Genomic DNA, 18,718 nt, shown 5'->3' on the forward strand with positions numbered 1-18,718 from the left:
TTAGTCAATAATTTCTCTAGACTTTTGACTCTTGCAAATCAGTAGGCAATTTAAATTTGTTATAACTCACCGATTCCCCTACCTGATATAAAGGAATCTCAATCCAAAACTCGGTTCCTTTACCTAGTTCTGATTCGCACCTCAGTATTCCAGAGTGTTTTTGCACCACAATCTGATAGCTAATCGATAAGCCTAATCCCGTTCCCTGACCCACAGGCTTAGTAGTAAAAAATGGATCAAATAGTTTCTTTTTCACTTCTTGGGTCATACCTGGCCCATTATCTGCAATTCTCACGACTACTCGATTGTCACTAATCAGTTTAGTACTAATTATAATCTTACTAGGATTGCTCTCAATCTCTTGCAGAGAACATTGAAGATTGCACATATCAAGAGCATCGATCGCATTATTAATTACGTTCATAAACACTTGATTTAACTGTCCTGCATAACATTCTACCAGAGGTAACTCACCATATTCTTTGATAATTTCAATTTTGGGATGCTCTGGCTTGGCTTTCAATCGATTCTGCAAAATCAGCAGTGTACTATCAATACCTTCGTGAATATCAACCTCTTTCATGTCTGCTTCATCCAGATGAGAGAAGGTGCGTAAAGATAAGACTATCTGCTGAATTCGTTTAGATCCAATAGTCATTGAATTGAGAATTTTTGGTAAATCATCTAGCATAAATTCCAAGTCAATTTCTTCTATTTTTTCCTGAATCTCTTGTCCCGAATTTGGGAACTCTTCTTGATAGAGACGTACTAGTTCTAGCAGTTGTTGAGTGTATTCACTGGCATGGACGATATTACCAGAAATGAAGTTAACGGGGTTATTAATTTCGTGTGCAACCCCAGCTACAAGCTGACCCAAACTAGACATTTTCTCAGTTTGAATCAATTGGGCTTGAGTGCTTTGGAGTTCTTGTAAGGCTTTCTGGAGTTCTGATTCTGCCTGTTTGCGTTCAGAAACTTCTAACTCTAGGCGTTGATTCATTTGGGTTAATTCAGTGTTCTTCATCAGGGTTTGACGAGATTCAGCTAACTTCGATGACATGTAGTTAAATGACTTAGCAAGGTCTTCTACTTCATCCCCTGTGTGAATATCTAGACGGTAATCTAGGTTTCCGGCGGCAATTTCTGCTGTTCCTAATTGTAATTTTTGCAAAGACTTAATTGTTGGACGCCAAATCACTATAAATTTAACAACAAATAGAATTATAATTACTTGCACAACGGCAAAAGAGATAATTCTCTGTATTTGATATAGGTTTTCTAATTCGTCTTCAACCAGAAGATGCTGCTGATTAGCATGTTGAATCACCTGACTGAGGAATAATTCAATATCTCTATCAAAAGAATTGATGGCTCTAAAGTATTGCTGGGAATCTGCTAAAGAAGTATCCTTAGAATTCCAATTAGTTAGTTGACTTGATAACTGGCTGAGAAATTGGTGACGGCGGCGAATAACCGAGATTTCTGTAGAATTTGGCATCAAGGTTTCTAACTTATCAAGGCAGTCTAAAAACTGTTTTGAAGATTTGACCATTCCTGCGTCTTGACTCTTAAGTAAGACAACATCTTTGAGTTCAATAATTTCAGATTTTAAGGCATTTTCCGCAGTTAGAGCAACTTTGAGAGTTTCGGTAGTTTGATTACTTTTCTCACGGATAGTCTGCTTTATTTGTTGCACAGCTACAGTATTACCAACGAGAATAGCTATTATCAGTCCGACAGACACAACTGAACCTGTAAAAAACTTTGTCGAGATTTTCATTTTACCGGAACAGAAATTAAGTTGAGATATTTTCGGAGTTGCTCGATAGGAGCATAATCTGAAGGAGTAACAAGGGTGTAGCCGGCTGACTCAGTTCCTAAAATATCCTCAAGACCTTCTGGGCTACTAACAAAAGCCTGTTTTAGCCGTTGGATTAACTCAGGTGATAGTTTTTTAGAAACTACTATTGGAGAATTGGGTATGGGGGCAGATTCCCACAGAATTCTGGAGTTTTGAGATGTTAGATTGCCACTTTTTTGCCGTTTCAAGTAGGATGAAATATTAGTTGCTGCGGCATCAACAATGCCATCTTCTAATGCAGTCATACTGTTGCTATGACTACCAGCATAGAGGACTTGAGCAAAATCCCGATCATAATCAATTCCTAGTTTTTTGAACGTTACCAGCGGCATCAAATACCCAGAGGTTGATAATTTGTCTACAAAGGCAATACGTTTACCTTTGAGGTCTTTTAAGGTTTTGATGAGACTATCTTTTTTGACAATGATACACGCACGATACCAGGGTTGTCCCGTATGTTTATCAATGGGAGCAACCAATGGTTCGACTTTAGCACCCCTGTCTACTGCCTCAAGATAGCTCATAGGCCCTAAATAAGCCATATCCAGCTTATCCTGTAATAGCCAGTCAATGATTTGCTCATAGTCTTTAGCAATCTGAAAATCTACTGAACTGGCGATCGCACCCTGCACTTTTTCAATATCTGATTTTTTGTGTCTCCCTTGTCCCCCTATTATCTTTGATTGCGACTCAGTATCAACCTTTTGTCCAAGGGATAGCTCTAGGTATTCTTTTAGGGGTTTAATCATCCGTTCTTGCTCTGTCTGGCTTTGTGTAAGTAGCACCCCAATTCTTAAAGTTGGTAAGTTCTGTTGACTTGAGACACTATCCACAACAGGCTGATTTTTCTGAGATGCTTTTCCAGTACAGCCTGTACTTAGTAACGCTATAATTATCGCTACAATCAAAACTCTACTTTTACTGAATAAGCGATATCTAGTAAAGAGCCACGGTGCTACTAAGCACTTGTTCATAAAATTAAATTTAAGTTATAGATAGTTGATCTCAGAGTACTGAATGACTGGAAGTCAAGGCTAGGAGAAATCAAGGATTTTGTAGTTTATAGTAAGCCGCAATTATAACCGTTAAGTGCAGAGGGATATTTTCATGTTTTCCCCTAAAAATGTCAAAATACAGACATTAAATTGTGGCATTTTTCAAGACGGAATATTTTTAAATTGGAATTTGAATCCAGAATTCTGTACCTTTTCCTGGTTCTGATAGACAATTCAAAATTCCTCCATGTTTTTCTACTATAATTTGGTAGCTAATTGATAATCCTAAGCCTGTTCCTTTACCTACAGGTTTTGTGGTGAAAAATGGATCGAATAACCGCTTTCTAACGTCTTCTGCCATTCCTAATCCGTTGTCGGCAATTCTAATGACAACAAATTTACTGTCTAAAATTTCAGTACAAATTGTAATTTGCGGTTTATGATTTGTTCTGATGCTGACCATTGACTCTTCTAAAGCATCAATTGCATTAGTTAAAATATTCATAAATACTTGATTAAGTTGCCCAGGATAGCAATCAACTAAGGGCAACTTACCATATTCTTTAACTATAGATATATCTAACCCGATTCCATTATCTTTCCAGCGGTGATGCAATATTAATAATGTATTTTCAATTCCTTCATGAATGTCAACTTGTTTTTTGTCTGCTTCATCATGGCGAGAAAAATTTCGCAATCCCAAAACAATTTCACGGATACGATTAGTACCCATATTCATGGAAGATAGGAGTTTATAAAGGTCACTAGTAATGAATTCTAAATCAATTTTTTCAGTGAAATCTTCAATTTCTACTTCCGGCTGGGGATAGTATTGCTGATAAAGATGTAAAAGTGTTAACATCTCTTGAAAGTATTCGTTAGCATAGGTTAAGTTACCATGAATAAAATTAACTGGATTGTTGATTTCATGGGCAACTCCAGCGACTAATTGTCCTAAGCTAGACATTTTTTCATTCTGGATCAGTTGAGATTGAGTTTCCTGTAATTTATGCAAGGTTTCGGTGAGTTTTTCAGCTTGAGTTTGAGCGATTAAAGTAGCAGCGCGACTTTGGGTATAAAGTTGTGCATGATCAATGGCGATCGCCAGTTGATCGCAAACAGCTTGTAGTAGGCTAATTTCACTGTTATTCCAAATGCGATCGCCACTACAATGACTGCACACAATTGCCCCAATTTCACCAGAATTACTCTTAACTGGTAGTAGTATTTGAGATGCGATCCCAAACTCAGTTAAAAATTCCTGCATATCATAATCGAGATGTGATTTACTGTTAATATTGTCGGTACAAATTACCTCTTGAGAAAGAAGTATATTTGTTAAATATTTGCTTTTTTGCAGCGGAATGTGACCTAACATACTTGCTAAATTAGGGTTTCGTGCTTCATAGGTAATAGTCAGATTTGGCTGGGATGGGTGTGGTAAATAACAAAGAAAGTAGCAACGATCAATTTGTAATAAGCTGCGAATTTCATTAACAGCAGTTTCTAGGATCATATCTAGGTCAAGTGAACTGCGGATTTGACTAGCTAGACGCAGCAATAAGGCTTCCCGACGGCTGAGGAGTTCTTCTCGCGCCCAGATTCGGTCAATAGCTACAGCAATATTATTAGCAATCCAATTTAATAGGTTATGAGTTGGTTCGGTAAATAATTGCTTGCTAAATAAAGCGATTATACCGATTATTTGTTGCTCTACTATCAGAGGATAAGCAGAAAATCGAGAAATTGAAAATGTAGAATTTACAAGTTTTTCTGAATGATTAATTGATAGTTCTTGGTTAAAAATAGCTTGATGGTTTTGAATCATTAAGCCAATAATATTATTGACCAAAGCGATATGTTCTGGAAAATCTTGGGTATCGCTCAAAGTACTACAAGTCATATCTGTGCAATGAACGCCAGCTTGTAATTGTAGCTGGTTTGTCTGTCTTTCAAAAGTCCAGATACAAACAAAGCCGATATCAAGGTATTGGGAAATCGTATTTGTACAATTTTGCAGAATTTCTGGAAGTGTGCCACTTTGAGATAAAGCTAAACTGACTTCTGCACTCAAAACTGACAAGCGCGATCGCTCCAATAAAGCTAACTCTGAAAGCTTACGCTGTGTAATATCTGTACGAATTGATACATATTGATAGGGTTTTCCATCTTCTCCTAACATTGGCGCAATCAAAGTATCAACCCAATAAAAAGTTCCATCCTTAGCTTTATTTTGAATTTCTCCTTTCCATATTTTCCCTTGGGTAATGGTTTTCCATAAATTTGCAAAAAATTCCTTTGTGTGGTATCCAGAATTGATAATCCGATGGTCTTGTCCTAGCAGTTCTTCTAAAGAATATTTAGAAACTTGACAAAATAGGTCATTGACATAGGTTATTCTTCCAGTTCTATCAGTAATAGCTACTAGTGAATGGGCATTTAAGGCGAATCTAAAAGCTTCTAATTCTTGGATAGATTTTTGTAGGGCTATCTCATTCTGTTTATTAACAGTGATGTCACGAGCTACTGCATAAATCAACTTTTCTTCAATGAAGCTAGTCGCATTCCATGACAACCATTTATAGGAACCATCCCGGCAAAGATAGCGGTTTTCAAAGTTAACTGCATCTACAGTTCGTATAACTTTTTGGGCTACTGCAATAGTTAATTCACGATCTTCAGGGTGAATAAATTCGATGAAGGGTTTAGCAATAAGTTCCTGAATTGACCAACCCAGTGTTTTTGTCCATACTGGATTTAAATACTTAAAATAACCATCAAAATTAGCAATACACAATAAATCTATAGAAAGTGAGAAAAATCGAGAGTATTTTTCTTCAGATTGTTTGTACTCAGTTTTAACTACTTCCATCAGCTTTTTAGGTATGAATCTTTTTGGAGAAAAGTTAATACGTTTATCCTTAGACTCAGAGAACCATTCCAATAGGATGTTTCAATCTAGAGACTGCCTAATGTCAGTTATGACAAAGACTGTTTACTTACGAATAAAAACGTAATGAACTTGATAGTAAAGCCAATAAGTACCTACTAGTTTTTACTGAGTAAGCTAGTTGTTAACTTAGTTCTCTACTAAATAAAGGTTTCCCTAAAAAGCTGTAAAGTAAACATTTAGAGTTTAAATTTAAGATAAGAAGTGTTACGCAAACTGAGTTAACCAGAACTTTTATCTTTCATTATCCTGAAACAGCGAAGTACTATCTTAATAAATGTAACAATTATGAATATTGTTGCATTTCCTCAATTCTTACTGATGCTTCAATCTCCACTCATCTAAAAATTTACCATTTCATAAATATCACTGAATGAAATTTGAAAATTTATAGAAGCAAGTGTTAACAAGGCATCGGGAGATTCATATTCAGTTAGTACCCATTTACTATCTGAGTTTTTAGCAAATTGCTCAAGATAAAATTTGTATTGGTCAATCAGAATATATTCTTGAAGTTCAGGAATTGAACGATAACAACGAAACTTATCTGATTCGTCATAACTTCTGGTTGATTTTGACAAAACCTCAATAATTATTAAGGGATTTGTAACAGTGGTAGTGCTGTCACTCTCATAGACTGGTTCTCCTGCGATCGCCATCACATCTGGATATGTGTATCTTCTGTAGCCGAGTATCCACAAGCGCACATAGGGTAAGTATTTAAAAATCAAGTAGTAGTATTTTCCAGGCAATCGGAATTCCACAGCCACGGTAAACAATGCTAATCGCTTGTAATAACCTTGGATATTTCTGCTGATCAAAGCTAGATAATTATTTCACCTGCAAAAATACACCTTTGTTAAATACCTACCCTTGAAAGTTCCTGCCTCCTGCCTCCTTGACTCAGCACTCTTCATTTGACTTCCACAGCAACTTCCGCAGACATCCCCGGAGTAATTCGCGATTCATACCCTTGAATACTCTTTTGGTCGAAAACTACTTTTACTGGGATGCGTTGGACAACTTTGGTAAAGTTACCTGTAGCATTATCCGGTGGTAATAAAGCAAACTGAGCGCCGGAAGCTGGCGAAATACTGTCAACATGACCAATAAAGGTGTGATGGGGGAAACTATCGAGCTTAATTTCTACTGCCTCTCCTGGGTGCATCTTTTCTAATTGAGTTTCTTTGAAGTTCGCAACTACCCAATAGTTGTTATCCACGATCGCCATTAATGGTGTTCCCGCCGCAACTCGGTTGCCAACTTCCACGTTTTTCCTACCGATGCGTCCGGCACTGGGGGCGGTAATATTGGCATAAGATAGTTGCAATTGGGCGTCTTTGAGCGATGCTTCTGATTGCGCGATCGCCGCTTTTGCCGCTTCGTATTGACTACGTTTAACTGTTGTATCTTGTCCGCCTGCGGTAGCTTGTTGCAATCCTCCCTTGGATGCTGCCAATTTAGCTTGGGCGTTGGTGACATTCTCTTGCGCCTGTGCTAATTGAGATTGGGCTTTGGCAACACCAACTTTCGCGGAGGCTAATTTAGCTTGGGCTTGTTCTACTCCCTGAATTGCAGCGTTTTTTTGTGCCGTCGCTACATCATAAGCGGCTTTGGCTGTATCTAATTGCTGACGAGCGATCGCACCTGATTTATACAACTCGTTGTAACGATTGTAATCTGTTTTAGCTTTTTCCAAATTGGCATTTGCTTGCGCTACCTGCGCTTGGGCGGCGGGAATCCCCGCTTGGGCGAGTCTGACTTCAGCTTGGGCTGCTGGTATCCCTGCTTGGGCTTCTTGTACTGCTGCTTGGGCTGTAGAAATTGCTGCTACTGCACCACTGACATCACCTTGCGCTTGAGTTGTCTTACCAGTAGTGGTTTGTGAAGTTAAAGCAATATTTGCTTGAGCCGCTTGTGCCTGACCACGAGCATTTTCTAGGGCGGCTTGTGCTTGTTGTGCCTGACTTTGATAGTCCCGTGGATCTAACTCCACTAACAATTGTCCTGGTTGCACCAGTTGGTTATCATTCACTAGCACCTGACTTACAGTTCCAGGAATGCGGCTACTAATTTGGTGAATGTTTCCCGCAACGGTGGCGTTATCTGTTTCCTGGTGGGTGGAGGCATATTGCCAGTAATGATAACCAAAAGCACCTGCGGCGATCGCACCCACGCCTAATCCTGCCAAAATTAAACCAGTCGGTCTTTTGCGCTTCGGTGGAACTTCTTTTTCGATCTCAGGAGTTACAACAACAGGTGCTTCTGCTGTTGCAGATGTCTGTGCGGTAACAGTTTCTAAAGTCTCTGAATCAGGAATCACTTCTTTTTCTAAAATTGGGGTTTTGTGTCCGTTGCGTCCGTTCAAAGTATTAGTACCCATGATTCTTCACTCCCTTCCTCGTTCGATAATTTGATTGATAATCGTTTATTTAGAATGCGTAGTATTTCCTGAAAAATTTTATTTCCTTAGTATGCGTAATATTATCTCAAAATAAATGTTTACACTGCCTCCCCCGGTCGGGTGATTGTGGGATCATCTTTAAGATAGGTTAGCGATCGCCCGATTCAACATTTGAGAAAACAGTTCTCGGTCAGCAAAAGAAATACCTTCCATCGCTTCATCACGCACAGCTGCGGCGATTGGCGGTAACACAGCTTCTAGTTCCTTACCTGCATCTGTGAGCCAGATTCGCCAGATGCGGCGATCGTGGGTGTCGCGTTCTCGACGCACTAAACCACGTTCTTCCATCCGATCTAGTACGCCTGTTAAAGTGCCTCCCACTTGTTTGAGTTTATCCCCAATACTAGAAGTAGGTAAACCATCTTCTTGCCAAAGACAGCACAACACCAGCCAGTGAAATGGCGTCAATCCAAACGGTTCTAGCCTTTCAGTAAACTTGCGACTGAGCAGTTGTGAGACTAATTTGATTCTATAGCCCAAGTTGTATGGTGCGAGATTTTGCTGCCACGACTCTAATGTTGGGGAGTGATTAGATGTAGAAACCATTTAGTAAAATACTTAGTGTGCGTACTATTATAACTAAATTAGTCTTTTTTAGCAATAGATGCATTGCATCTATCTTAGGAAAGAAATTGAATTAACTGATACTCTTTAACTGTACTGATAATACGGTGGGGCCGAGACAATTTAGGGGACTGGTCAGTATATATCCAAGCATAGCTCAAAGCTGGTATTTGGGAAATAGAGGCTACTTGTTTGGCATGAATAGGAAGATAGAACTCAAACAGTGCTTGGGTTTTCTGGTCTATTTGCACATAGTAGGTAGGATGAGATTGGACAATAGAGGCGATCGCACTTTGTTGTAAAAAAGTTCTCAAAACAGGGTTATAGTCACTGAACATACCAATGCTACCCATCGTCGCCAAAGCCAACCAACAGGGAATTAACCATCCTGCAATCCAATAACGTGCGGTGAGAAACTTTTTACCAAAGTGGTAACGACTAATCCAGACTACAGGTAAAATTAACCAACCCAAGCCCATAGCCAAGCCAATAGCTGCATACTTGCGGATATCATAACTACCCCAAGTCAGAATAATAGTACTTGCAATTACAAGTAAAACACCGAATCCACCAAAGCCATAACTAAGATTTCGAGGAAGATTATTCCTTGCAAAAAAGTTTAATATCTTATTTTTACTTTTTTGAAGAGGAAATTGTGAGTAAATCCCTGTCTGGTAAATATTGCCTAACCAGCTTAACCCCACAGATGCAAACAAAGCTACAAAGGGATAAAGACAAAGACCATAGTGAGGGTAACGAGTGTTAAAAAGACTAAGTTCTACAAATAGAGTAAGTGGAAAGCCAACTAATATTAACTGGTAACGCTTAATTGGACGATGGAGAGTCAAAAACAAACCTAAAATTCCCAAAAAAGCCCAGGGAAATGCTTTTAAAAGAATATTCCATACATAAAACAGTGGCCCGTGATTATAAGAGTCATCAGAACCTAGCTGTACAACAAACTTAAGTAACTCCTCAAAACTATTATTGCCGTAGCGAAGCCAGCTGAAACACAGCCAAACAAAGGTAGGGATTAAACCTACTAAAAAGCCTAGATAGAAAATTGGGTTAGCAAGATGACGATGACGGTGATGTTCCCAAATTAAATAAGGCAATAAAGCTATAATTGGTAAAAAAATCATAAAGCTTCTGACTAAGAAGCCTAAACCTAAACTCAAGCCAGCGATAAAACTCCAAAAATAGCGATATTTGGGGTATAACTCCGTTTTTATTAAAGAATAAATAGCTAAAAGTACCAAGAAAATCATTGGGACATCAGGTGTGCTTAAACGGCAGTATTGTAGCCAGAGAAATTCCACACTTAAAATTGCAGCAGCTAACCAAGCTATTTTTTTGCCTAGCATAATTCTGCCAATTTCATATACAAGCCATAAGCTAAAAATGCCAGCAACCATACTAGGAATACGCGCACTAATATCACTCATCCCAAACAGCTTGTAGAAACTGGCAATTAACCAATAAGGGCCAGGGGTTTTATGATGTGCATTTTCCCAAGGAGTCATCCAATTACCAGAATCAAACATCAAACGGGCACGCGATGCGTAAAGTGCTTCATCATGTGCCATCAGACTATTGTTACCAGAAGTAAACAATAATAAGGGCAGTATCCAAGTGAACAAACTCAAATAGGGTAATAATCCCACTAGGCGGATTTGTCGCAAAAGATACTGCAGCAAGTGTAGTTTATTGAACATTGAATTGATAAAATTGAATGCTGCTATTTAGACTCATTTATCGTCAAATTAAGGGTTTAAGACCCCTACATTTATATGTAGTATCAGTCTCAGTAGGAGTTTAAATTCCCGTCTGAAATGTCTTGAATTTTGAATTTTGAATTTTGAATTCTTAAATGTCCTGCTGTTATTAAAATATCTTACATAGTGATTTTTGAAAAATACCTGAGATTGCCGTAATTTTCCGAAAAGTTCTCCAAAACAGAGATTTATGCAGTTAAGACCGAATCAACGCCTGAAATTAGACGATACAGATGATAAGCTATTCTATGCCTATCCCCGCTTCGTCACCCATGTCGATGAAGGATTTATTCAACAGCTAACGGATTTATATCGCGATCGCCTGAAACCCAACACCCGCATTTTTGATATGATGAGCAGCTGGGTATCTCATTTGCCAGAAGAGATGCCGTTTTCCCATGTAGAGGGACATGGACTCAACGCCGAGGAACTGGCACGTAATCCCCGCTTAAATCATTACTTCGTGCAAAATCTTAACGACAATCCGCAGCTACCATTACCAGATGAAGATTTTGATGCTGTTCTCAACTGCGTATCTGTGCAGTATGTCCAATATCCAGAAGCCGTATTTTCTGAAATTTACCGCATCTTGAAACCCGGTGGTGTCGCAATTATCAGCTTTTCTAACCGGATGTTTTTTGAAAAGGCGATTCAAGCTTGGCGGGAGGCTTCAGAAACCGCTCGAGTGGAATTAGTCAAAGAGTACTTTGCCTCAATCCCCGGATTTACAACCGCAGAAGTTATAGCTCATAAGTCAACATTACCAAATTTCTTACAGTGGTTAGGTGCAGCTGGAGGAGATCCATTTTATGCCGTCATAGCTTACCGCAGTTAAAAGTGCAAACCCACCTCTGTGGGTTTATTTTCTTTAGTCAGCTAAAGCGGACGAGAGTTTGTATAGCCGTTACTTCTATTCACCCTGGCTCTTTGAAATACTTTTGTAATGTATCCATAAATTGTATAGATGAATTATTGGCTAATGAAATCAGAACCAGAAGTCTATAGCATTGCTGACCTTCAACAGCAAAGTAAGACTATTTGGGATGGTATTCGCAATTATCAAGCTCGCAACTTTTTGCGCCAAATGGATGAAGGAGACTTAGCTTTTTTCTATCATTCCAATACTAATTCTCTCGGTATTGCGGGGTTAATGCGTGTGGTGAAAAAAGATCTTGTTGACCCCACTCAGTTTGAACCAAAAAGTAAATACTACGACCCGAAGTCAAGTCCCGAATCCCCTCGTTGGCAAACAGTTGTAGTAGAATTTGTTGAAACTTTTTCTAACCCTATCTTGCTATCAACACTCAAAGAGAAGTTTACCGCCGAAGAGCTAATGGTGGTGAAACAAGGAAATCGGTTATTGGTGATGCCCGTTCCTGAAGCAGTAGCGTTGAAGATTCTGGCGATGAAAATCTCCTAGTACTGCAAGGCGGAATTAAAAATTAAAGATTAAAAATGAATACAGCGTAAGTATTTTATCAAACAGAATTTAGGAGTCAGGAGTCAGAATTCTTCTTCAATCATTTGGAAACTGCTGTATTTTCGATTGCAATTCTTGTAATACCCTCTGCAAAAACTTACCCCATTCCGCCGCCAAAGGGATTTCTGTAAACGGAACCCGCACTGAGTTAGTAGATTTGGAATATAGAAATTCTAATTCTATAGAACGACCTTTCTCTGGTGGATTGTTTACATCTACTGATTTCTCATCTACTAAAACTTGGATTTGTTTGATATCAAGCAAGGAGAATGTTTCTAGTTTAATCGGTCCTTGAGGCGTGGGTTTTCCCCAAGTTATATTGTTGCCTTTTTGACCTAATACAGCATAAATATCATACTTAGCCCGTTCAAATTGCTCTGCCCAAATGCGATAAGCTTCAACTTTTTGATACTCTTTCGAGCCTTGCCAAGCTAACCAGAAAAACATTACTAACAGGGGCAACCACAAAAGACCACGTTCCATCGTTAAAAAAATCCTGAGTCATGAAGTGAGACTTGTAACTAAAAGTGCAAAATCTACCAACAATTGATGCAGATAAGTTATGGTAGTGAACAAACTGGCAAAAAGCGGTGATGAGTTAATATGAGAAAACTTATATTATTGTGCTTGTTTGTCATTGGGCTGGGAACTACCATATTTGGTTTCCTGAATTTCCAGGGATTGGCAGCTAAAGGAGAGTTTGAGACGATTTTGCTTGATTTTCGGGAAGATATTCCATCACTTGTGGTGGAACAGGATCTACAAGCGATCGCCAAACAATACAACGTTACACCCCAATTAGACAACAAGTTTTCAGAAAAAGATCATGTTTATATTATCAAGGGCGATCGCCAACGGCTGCAAGAACTGAAAAAATCTCAGTTTGCCCAAGCGACACAATTCATTGAACCAAACTATATCTACAGAAAGATTCCCCAACCAGGTAAAACCGCTTGGCTAGGTGAATTTTTAACACCCCAAGAAGATGAAGAAGCAAATCCTTCATTAACTGGCCCCAATGACCAATATTACAGCAAACAGTGGAACTTGCACAAAATTGGTATTGAAGGTGCATGGAGTCAAACTAAAGGCAGTGGTATCACAGTCGCAGTCATTGACACCGGGATTACCAAGGTTCGCGACTTGTATGAGACAAAATTCGTCAAGGGCTACGATTTTGTAAACGATCGAGAAGAAGCCACAGACGATAATGGTCACGGTACTCATGTTGCCGGAACTATTGCCCAAGCCACAAATAATAAATATGGTGTTGCAGGAATTGCCTACGAAGCCAGCCTGATGCCGCTGAAGGTACTCAGTTCTTATGGCGGTGGTACTGTTGCCGATATTGCCGAAGCGATTAAATTTGCTGCTGATAAAGGCGCAGATGTGATTAATATGAGCTTAGGCGGTACTGGTGAAAGCCAGTTGATGAAACAAGCGATCGAGTATGCCCATAGAAAAGGTGTTGTTATTATTGCCGCAGCTGGAAATGAAAACACCAACGGAGCAAGCTATCCAGCCCGCTATCCCTACGTCATCGGTGTTTCGGCAATTGGCCCAGATGGCGAAAGAGCGTCCTATTCTAACTTTGGTGCTGGGGTAGATATCTCTGCTCCTGGTGGTAGTGAAGCTGGTAAAATTCTCCAAGAAACCATCGATGAAAAGGGTGAAGGCGTATTTCTAGGCTTCCAGGGTACAAGTATGGCTGCTCCCCACGTTGCTGGTGTTGCGGCATTAATCAAAGCTGCTGGCATCAAAGAACCAGATGAAGTTTTAAAAGTCCTCAAGCAGTCAGCACGAGTCATTCAGGATGATGGTTTGAACTATTATGGCGCTGGACAACTCAATGCAGAAGCAGCAGTCAAACTAGCCTTTAGCGGACAAATCAGTTTTCCAGATTTCTTTCGGTGGTTACGGGATAGCGGCTATCTTAACCCCGGCTTTTGGATTGATGGTGGTGCGATCGCACTCTTACCCAAGATTTTAATGGTAGTTGGTTCCTATTTGCTGGCTTGGTTTTTACGCGTTTACTTCCCCTTCACTTGGAGTTGGTCTTTATCCAGTGGACTAATTGCCGGTAGTTCTGGGTTATTCTTCCTCAAGGGAATCTATATTTTTGATCTTCCCCAATGGCCTTTCCGGGTTTTGGGCAGTTCAATTCCCGAACTAGGTAATACCCTCCAGGGAACTGATGCATTGAATCCCCTATTTGCCAGCGTACTGATTCCCATTGTGTTAATGGCATTGTTGCTGGGGCATCCTAGCTGGAAATTGTTTGCCATTGGTTCAACATTAGGTGTAGCAGCCTGCTTGACAGTAAGTGCATTTTTAGATCCATCTGTTTGGGGTTTAGGAAGTGGTAACATAGCACGCCTCTTCCTCATCGCCAACGCCCTAATCTGTTATGGACTTGCTCGTTTAGCATTGAAAAACGAACATGCTTAGAAAAGACTACCTCACAGCCCAAGGTTTAAGGCTTTACAACCAAGTTTTGAGTAGCATTTGAGTAGAAACTAAAAATCTGGGCAATCTGCCTCCACTACCTGTGGATGGCAGTAATATCTCAAAACGGTTTCTACCTTGTCCCCAATCCATCGGGTGAGAATATTTAGAGTGATTTTCAAAGGCTTCTATAATTAAATCTCTCTGGCTCAGGGTGAACGCTCGACGGTCTTCGCTGATAGTTTTTTTCTTAGGTTCCTTGGTCTTTAACTTTTTAAAAGGGTTGTCAGGTATCAGTTGAGATGTGACGGCCCACTCACAACACTGGCTGTAATGATTGACCAGTATCCAAGCCATTTTTCGCGTAGTGCTACCCAGCAACCAATCTCTAATTTTCACCGCGTCATCGAGGAAATGCGTAGGAAGTCGCTGTGTGAATAGAAGCACGCGGTTGTAGCGATTCAGGATGGTTGTTTGCTCAATCTGGGTTTCTTGGTAGTCGGTGAACTTGTTCCAAAGTTCCAGAAGGTTATATTCGTATTTTGGCTTCGGAGCGATCGCCTCCGTGACCACCACCGAATTTTTCCCGCTGCTCTAAACCGACATTTCCAGTGTTGAGTCAAATCGCTCCAGGGCGATGTCATTAGCGATCGTAGTTCCCGGACAAAGCTGTTGTCTTTTGTCCCTACCTTAGCCGCTCCATTAAGATATCGGTCTTTGATGAATAATGCCATCTTCTCGATTAACTCCCCATCCACTAAACCAGAGTGTAGCTTTTGTGTCCACACAACCGAAATGAAAAACAATATCATGTTCCTGCTTTAGGAAGTGTGGACTCATTCCATATTTCTCACCTTCAAGGGTACGGTGAAAAACTACGATTCATCTAGCCAAAATTTTGTCAGCATAGTATCAATATCAGGGCGATCGCACTCAACATACTTCGTCGAAATGGTTATACTTCCATCACAATTGCCCAGAGATTTATCTCTCATGATATTGACAAACTGCTTTACCTTGTGGAATGAAACAGCCCTGCTCTTGTCCCTCTTGTCCCCTGCCTCTTTTCAATTCCCAATGCCCAATGCCCTATTCAACTTGTTAGCAAAATAACTTTCCACTATAGGTCATAAATGAGATGATGGAGAAATTAGAGAAAAAGGTGAACAATTGTTATTTTTCTCCCTCCGCTTCTGGTTGCAGAATAGCATCACAGTATTGAATCAGGGTTGTCAAGCGATCGCTAATCGCTTGAAGTCTCGTTTGTGCAGTCGATGCTTGCCGCGCTCCTTGCAAAAACATCACATCTATTGCCAACAAGCGCAATTGCTTGCTCATTTCCGTTTGATAAGACTGCACTCGCCAGTTTTCATCAGCCAAAGGCACAATCTGCTGCCCGAAAAACTGCTGCAATGTGGCTACACGCTGCCGCAGTTCTGGCGCAACGATTTGGGTAGTTGTGGCATCGGAGCGTAATTGCTCTAACAAGGTTACGAATGCCACATATTTCTCAGGGTTTAAAGACATCCAGTGCTAGTTAAGATAGTATTAATGTCAAGTAATTTTTCTTCTACAATAAACTTTCTTAAAGACTTATCACCATTAAAAGCCTCAAATCATGGTTTGAGGCTTTGTTTGCCATCAATGGCTGTTCTTTTTTTTACGATCCATGAAACTCAAATTGGATGACTACCATAAGCAATTAGAGAATCATCCTGACACTGCTTTTTCTACCCTTCTCTGGGTGACAGCATCTTCTTAAGGCGATGCTGCCAGTTTTATTTATTTTTCACTTATCTACCGATCCACTCTAAACCCTATCTTATGAGCAGTCTAGCTATTAATTCATCAGTTGATCTAGCCATTCCGGAATGGTTGAAAAAATGTTTGAAGGAGTCATCGACAAGTAACGACGCAGCTGAAGATGACCGAAGGCATAGTGATGCAGTATTAATTGGTCGCGCATTTGAATTTGCTTACCAACTGCATCAAGGTCAATACCGCAAATCTGGAGAACCATATATTGCTCATCCCATTGCTGTAGCTGACTTGCTGCGTGACTTGGGGGGTAGTGCTGCTATGATAGCAGCTGGATTTCTCCATGATGTTGTCGAAGATACAGAAGTCACAAGTCAAGAAATAGAAGAACGCTTTGGTCCAGAAGTGCGCCAATTGGTGGAAGGTGTCACCAAGCTTTCTAAGATTAATTTCACCAGCAAAACCGAAAGCCAAGCCGAAAACTTCCGGCGGATGTTTTTGGCAATGGCGCAAGATATTCGGGTAATTGTGGTGAAATTGGCAGATCGTTTGCATAATATGCGAACTTTACAATATATGTCAGAAGCCAGCCGCCGCCGCAGTGCCCAGGAAACGCGAGATATATTCGCGCCTTTAGCCAATCGCCTGGGGATCTGGCGAATTAAATGGGAACTGGAAGATTTAGCTTTTAAGTATTTGGAACCGGAAGCCTTTCGCCAAATGCAAGAGTATGTTTCCGAAAAACGGACGGCGCGAGAAGAGAAACTGGCCAAAGCTACAGACATTTTGCGAGAACGTTTGCAGCAAACCGGAATCGTCTTTCAAGATATCAGTGGTCGTCCCAAGCACCTTTATAGCATTTATCAAAAAATGCATCGGCAGCAAAAGGAATTTCATGAAATTTACGATTTGGCGGCACTGCGGATTATTGTTCAGACCAATCAGGATTGCTATCGGGCGTTGGCGGTGGTTCATGATGCTTTTCGCCCAATTCCTGGGAGATTTAAGGACTATATCGGATTACCAAAGCCTAACCGTTACCAGTCATTGCACACTGGGGTGATTGGATTAACTGGCCGTCCTTTAGAGGTGCAAATTCGGACAATTGAAATGCATCACATCGCCGAGTATGGGATTGCCGCCCATTGGAAGTACAAAGAAACAGGTGGCTCTAGTATTAGCCATTTGACAGGCACAGATGACAAGTTTACTTGGCTGCGGCAACTGCTGGAATGGCAAACCGATCTCAAGGACGCACAAGAATATCTTGATAGCGTCAAAGATAATTTATTTGAAGATGATGTCTATGTCTTCACCCCTAAGGGGGATGTTGTTCCTTTAAGTCCTGGTGCTACAACTGTAGATTTTGCTTATCGCATTCATACAGAAGTAGGAAACCACTGTTCAGGGGCGCGGGTGAATGGGCGAATGGTTCCACTGTCAACGCGGCTGCAAAATGGTGATATTGTCGAGGTTCTGACTCAAAAGAACTGCCATCCAAGTTTGGATTGGTTGAACTTTGTTAGAACTTCGGCGGCGAAATATAGGATTAAACAATGGTACAAGCGATCGCGCCGAGAAGAAAATATCGCCCGTGGACGGGAGTTGTTAGAAAAGGAACTTGGTAAAACTGGTTTTGATAGTTTACTGAAGTCGGATGCGATGCAGATTGTTGCTGAAAAGTGTAACTACCATAGCGTGGACGATTTACTCGCTGGTTTAGGTTACGGAGAAATTACGTTGAACCTAGTGCTAAATCGTTGGCGAGAAGTAGCAAAGGGACAACAACCAGTTGCCACTGTGTCGCCATTTATCCCCAAAGAACCAAGTTCAAAAGCTTTGCGAGATGCGCCTCCAAGTACTTCTCGCTCCACTGATTCGCCAATTGTTGGGGTGGAAGGGTTGATGTATTATTTAGCTGGGTGTTGTACCCCGATTCCTGGCGAACCGATTATTGGTGTGGTGACGCGAGGTAGGGGGATTTCAATTCATCGCCAAGGCTGCAATAATCTGGAGTGTGTGGAGTATGAACGCCTAGTACCAGTTAGATGGAACCCAGTCGCCGAAAATAGTGGTCGTCCGCACACGTACCCAGTGGATGTACAAATTGAAGCCCTGGATCGTGTAGGGGTACTAAAGGATATTTTGTCACGCTTGAGTGACCAAGGGATCAACGTCCGCCATGCCCAGGTGAAAACCTCTATTGGTCAACCTGCATTGATGGACTTAGGAATAGATATACGCGATCGCTCTCAATTAGAGCAAGTGTTCGTCCAAATTAAAAAAATGAGCGACATTTTGAATATCCGCCGCGTTGGTCAAATAGACGAGTAAGTGTATTAATTGGTAAGGTGCGTTAACGGAATGTAACGCACCAATTTAGGAGTCTAACCGCAGAAGCACAGAGGGAATAAATACACCGTGTT

General features: G+C 40.6%; 15 protein-coding genes. 4 read left to right on the forward strand and 11 right to left on the reverse strand.

Features of this window, described 5'->3' with window-relative positions; translation table 11 throughout:
- Positions 1-16: 16 nt before the first annotated feature.
- The 7 genes from FD723_RS03770 to FD723_RS03800 all read right to left on the reverse strand — a co-directional run bounded on the left by FD723_RS03770 (position 17) and on the right by FD723_RS03800 (position 10,549).
- Positions 17-1,780, reverse strand: coding sequence for a sensor histidine kinase (locus tag FD723_RS03770; RefSeq protein ID WP_179064149.1), 1,764 nt, complete (start codon positions 1,778-1,780; stop codon positions 17-19).
- Positions 1,777-2,835, reverse strand: a complete 1,059-nt coding sequence (phnD, locus tag FD723_RS03775; RefSeq protein WP_179064150.1) for a phosphate/phosphite/phosphonate ABC transporter substrate-binding protein — start codon at positions 2,833-2,835, stop codon at positions 1,777-1,779. The genes FD723_RS03770 and phnD overlap by 4 nt, the downstream gene beginning before the upstream one ends.
- Before the next feature lie 199 nt (positions 2,836-3,034).
- Complete coding sequence (locus FD723_RS03780; RefSeq protein WP_179064151.1) at positions 3,035-5,728, reverse strand: PAS domain S-box protein; 2,694 nt, start codon at positions 5,726-5,728, stop codon at positions 3,035-3,037.
- Between the two features lie 419 nt (positions 5,729-6,147).
- Positions 6,148-6,627: a Uma2 family endonuclease gene (locus FD723_RS03785; RefSeq protein ID WP_179064152.1), complete on the reverse strand. Its 480-nt coding sequence runs from the start codon at positions 6,625-6,627 to the stop codon at positions 6,148-6,150.
- Between the two features lie 92 nt (positions 6,628-6,719).
- Positions 6,720-8,189, reverse strand: a complete 1,470-nt coding sequence (locus FD723_RS03790; protein WP_179064153.1) for an HlyD family secretion protein — start codon at positions 8,187-8,189, stop codon at positions 6,720-6,722.
- Positions 8,190-8,348: 159 nt separating this feature from the next.
- Positions 8,349-8,816 carry a MarR family winged helix-turn-helix transcriptional regulator gene (locus FD723_RS03795; protein WP_179064154.1) on the reverse strand — a complete coding sequence of 156 codons (468 nt, stop codon included), beginning with the start codon at positions 8,814-8,816 and terminating at the stop codon, positions 8,349-8,351.
- A gap of 74 nt (positions 8,817-8,890) precedes the next feature.
- Entirely contained in the window at positions 8,891-10,549 is a 1,659-nt protein-coding gene (locus FD723_RS03800) for a glycosyltransferase family 39 protein (RefSeq protein ID WP_179064155.1), read from the reverse strand.
- A gap of 250 nt (positions 10,550-10,799) precedes the next feature.
- Here FD723_RS03800 and FD723_RS03805 point away from each other — a divergent pair, with 250 nt between their 5' ends.
- Positions 10,800-11,444: a class I SAM-dependent methyltransferase gene (locus tag FD723_RS03805; RefSeq protein ID WP_179064156.1), complete on the forward strand. Its 645-nt coding sequence runs from the start codon at positions 10,800-10,802 to the stop codon at positions 11,442-11,444.
- A 129-nt stretch (positions 11,445-11,573) separates the two neighbouring features.
- On the forward strand, positions 11,574-12,029 hold the full coding sequence (locus tag FD723_RS03810; protein ID WP_179064157.1) for an EVE domain-containing protein: 456 nt from the start codon (positions 11,574-11,576) through the stop codon (positions 12,027-12,029).
- 96 nt (positions 12,030-12,125) lie between these two features.
- Here FD723_RS03810 and FD723_RS03815 read toward each other — a convergent pair whose 3' ends face one another.
- A complete protein-coding gene (locus FD723_RS03815) occupies positions 12,126-12,572 on the reverse strand; it encodes a hypothetical protein (RefSeq protein WP_179064158.1) in 447 nt (148 codons plus the stop codon).
- A gap of 120 nt (positions 12,573-12,692) precedes the next feature.
- On the opposite strand from FD723_RS03815, the gene FD723_RS03820 reads away from it, so the two are divergent.
- Positions 12,693-14,537: a S8 family peptidase gene (locus tag FD723_RS03820; protein ID WP_179064159.1), complete on the forward strand. Its 1,845-nt coding sequence runs from the start codon at positions 12,693-12,695 to the stop codon at positions 14,535-14,537.
- A 33-nt stretch (positions 14,538-14,570) separates the two neighbouring features.
- Here FD723_RS03820 and FD723_RS03825 read toward each other — a convergent pair whose 3' ends face one another.
- The 3 genes from FD723_RS03825 to patD form a co-directional block, all read right to left on the reverse strand.
- Positions 14,571-15,110, reverse strand: coding sequence for a hypothetical protein (locus FD723_RS03825; RefSeq protein WP_179064160.1), 540 nt, complete (start codon positions 15,108-15,110; stop codon positions 14,571-14,573).
- 126 nt (positions 15,111-15,236) lie between these two features.
- Positions 15,237-15,374, reverse strand: coding sequence for a hypothetical protein (locus FD723_RS03830; RefSeq protein ID WP_179064161.1), 138 nt, complete (start codon positions 15,372-15,374; stop codon positions 15,237-15,239).
- Between the two features lie 333 nt (positions 15,375-15,707).
- Positions 15,708-16,061, reverse strand: coding sequence for a heterocyst frequency control protein PatD (patD, locus tag FD723_RS03835; RefSeq protein WP_179064162.1), 354 nt, complete (start codon positions 16,059-16,061; stop codon positions 15,708-15,710).
- Positions 16,062-16,358: 297 nt separating this feature from the next.
- Here patD and FD723_RS03840 point away from each other — a divergent pair, with 297 nt between their 5' ends.
- Positions 16,359-18,626: a bifunctional (p)ppGpp synthetase/guanosine-3',5'-bis(diphosphate) 3'-pyrophosphohydrolase gene (locus FD723_RS03840; protein ID WP_179064163.1), complete on the forward strand. Its 2,268-nt coding sequence runs from the start codon at positions 16,359-16,361 to the stop codon at positions 18,624-18,626.
- Positions 18,627-18,718 lie beyond the last annotated feature (92 nt).

Origin of the sequence: Nostoc sp. C052 (assembly GCF_013393905.1) — a bacterium.
In the GTDB taxonomy this organism is placed as follows: domain Bacteria; phylum Cyanobacteriota; class Cyanobacteriia; order Cyanobacteriales; family Nostocaceae; genus Nostoc.